This window comes from Roseinatronobacter ekhonensis, from assembly GCF_900499075.1.
GTDB lineage: Bacteria > Pseudomonadota > Alphaproteobacteria > Rhodobacterales > Rhodobacteraceae > Roseinatronobacter > Roseinatronobacter ekhonensis.
The window spans coordinates 1-2,555 of record NZ_UIHC01000127.1 but is presented as its reverse complement, the minus strand read 5'-3'; the positions used below and the strand labels follow the sequence as shown (position 1 = coordinate 2,555).

Below are 2,555 nucleotides of genomic sequence, written 5' to 3'. Positions count from 1 at the left end.
CGCAAGCCTCAAGCTCGAGGCGGGCTGGTGAGGAAAGAAAGTCAGGGCGGATCATAAGCAATAGCTGAATCGTTCCAAACCCAGCAGTCAAGTCAACAAATTCGGCTTCTGCAGGACTCGGAGTATATTACTTTATTTTAGATTTGGGTATTTCGCTGACGATGGATGAGCAAAAAGCACCACCTATGGACCCACAAGTTCTGCTCAGAACCAAAGACTTTCTTGTAAGTCGCACACAGAAAACTCTAAATGCACCTCCATTTCTAGCGCTCGCAATTGAATTAAGCCATCTGCCAGATACGCGAATTGCGCTCCAAGCCTTGGTCAAAACAGGGTTCACGCCGCAGAAATTACTCCAAAAATTCCCAAACGTGACGGCTTGGGCAATATGTGCTTCATTGCTCGAGAATTATGGCCAAGGGACCCAAGAAATATGGCCGCTGATTGGCCGATTGTTTGGTAAAGATCCCTCCCTCCCGGCACGCACAGAAATCGTAGCCTCGTTCAAATCTGTTTGCCGAAAGATCGGACTGGTAACCGACGGTTTTGACCGCAATGTTGATGTCTTTCTAATTCATGTTGGGGTCGCACGCGGGCAGCTGGGACATGTTGCAAAGGCGTTTTTGCAGCAAGAGGCTGCCAACGGCTTGCCTTCCTCTGACGACGTCGTTCAATTGAACCGTTGGGAAGACGACGCTGTTTTGACGTTCTTGCCAGTGGGCGTACATGTTCCCGAACGACCTATCCTGCACGACGAAACAGCGTGGATGGCAGCACTCTTCTTAAAATGGCGTGTTAATCCTACGGAGCTTCGAGAGCGGAGTACTTTTGCTGCCGAGTTCGCGGACACTCTTGAGAAAATTGAAAAAGATGTTGGCCGGTCAAATCTGCTTGCCTCGCAGCCATCGCCACGTTTGATTTGGCTGGATGGTCGCCCACAACTGCAGGTTCCTGCGGGTGCTGGAAGACTGCAGGTCAACATCGGCGCGCAGACGCTCAGACTCAAGCGTGGGCAGACATGGCCGCTGCCCAATCCGCTTCCCACGGAGCTTACTTGGGTTACAGATGGGGAATACCGCCATTTACCGTTGTACAATGCGTCGTTTGTCATCTTCGAGCCAGAAGATGGCCGGCAGTTGGTGCCTCGCAAAGGGACCAATGAATGGATTGTTCAGACAAGTGTAGCAACAGTAACCTCTACTCAGGAGTTCAAAGTGGGTGGGGTTCCGGCGGACCTTTTCGGCCCTGATCTCTATGTTGCTCAAGTAAGTTTGCGGGAAAACCCGGTGGAGCTTCGATCATCCAACCACGGCGTAGTACTTCGCGGCTCCAAGAGAACAAGGATAAGCATCGAGGGCATCCCAATCGCGGTGCAATCTGGCAGAGCTGGCAGTCTATGGTCGGGTGACGCGGATATCGTGTTGGAAGCAGCCCTCTACACTGATCGTCTTGTGACACTCAAAGCCGAATGTGGTGATCAATCAGAGCTTATCCAGTGCAAACTCGATGAAAACGATATTGGGCGACTGTCTGTAGGCAAAATCCTAGAAAGTTTGGGCCTAGATCAGACGGGCAATCCTATCCGCGTCGTTCTGACAATGCTGCGTGACGCAGACGGCCAATTGATCGAGACGCGTATCAGACGGGAAATATTCGTTTGGCCGACTTACGCAGGCTTGGATGGCGTCACTTTCCTGTGCGCAATGCCGCCTTCAAATTTTATGGAAGCATCATCCAAACATGTTTTGCACGACGCGTCCGGCAATCTGTGTTTGGATCGCAGGGGCGGTTACGACAAAGCCTTGGTTGGGTTTGAGATTGACTCTGAACCACGCCAGTTTCTCGTAGATTGGCCCGAGATATCCATTGTGTTGGAAAGAACGAACGGCACACGAGAGCCGTTGATGTTTGGGAGCGCAGTCATTCTGGGCCTTGATGATTGGAACAGTTCACTTGTTGTTCGATCTCCAGATCGCCGGGCAACTTTGACCATTGCAGGTCGTCCGTTGGAACGGCCATTCGCCAATACCGGAAGCTGGGCAATTCCGCTTCGTCAGCTTTACCAGGCTCACGACAATCACATTTACTTGCTCAACGGCGCCGCTCGCACTTTGCTTGCGCGTATTGAGACAGTTGCAGCACCAAAAGAGCTTGCAGTTAACCACCGCGCGGATGGGGTTACAGCGCGGATCTGCGCCCCTTTTTCAATTGGTGGCGTATTGCTTGTCGCCGAGGATGAAGATGGCGAAGTTGTCTCTAGCGAATTTAGCTACGATCATTTCCCGACAGATATGTCTGCGGATCCAAAGGTTAGCGCAAAAAAATCAGCGGACGACAGCGTCACTATACTTCTTCTACTCCAAAACCCGAAAGTTCTCGTGTGTTATGACGCGGAAGTTATCTGACACCTTGTCGCGGAATTTCTTCCATTCCTGCGGGATGGTCTCACGCATGAATGCAAGGATGGCGTCGGCGAATTGCTTCTGACTTCGGTAGTAGCGATTGTGGGTGACATAATGGTGCAAGACCGCCCAAAGACGTTCAATTGGATTGAG

Annotated in this window: 1 protein-coding gene and 1 pseudogene; one reads left to right on the top strand and one right to left on the bottom strand. The window is 51.4% G+C overall.

All coding sequences use genetic code 11. The annotated features are described in order from the left end of the window. Positions 1-185 precede the first annotated feature (185 nt). On the top strand, positions 186-2,405 hold the full coding sequence (locus ROE7235_RS20020) for a hypothetical protein (RefSeq protein ID WP_147434285.1): 2,220 nt from the start codon (positions 186-188) through the stop codon (positions 2,403-2,405). Here the strand turns inward: ROE7235_RS20020 and ROE7235_RS19260 are convergent. Then, a pseudogene (locus ROE7235_RS19260) lies at positions 2,355-2,555 on the bottom strand (IS630 family transposase); the annotation flags it as partial. The gene ROE7235_RS20020 and the pseudogene ROE7235_RS19260 sit on opposite strands and share 51 nt — an antisense overlap.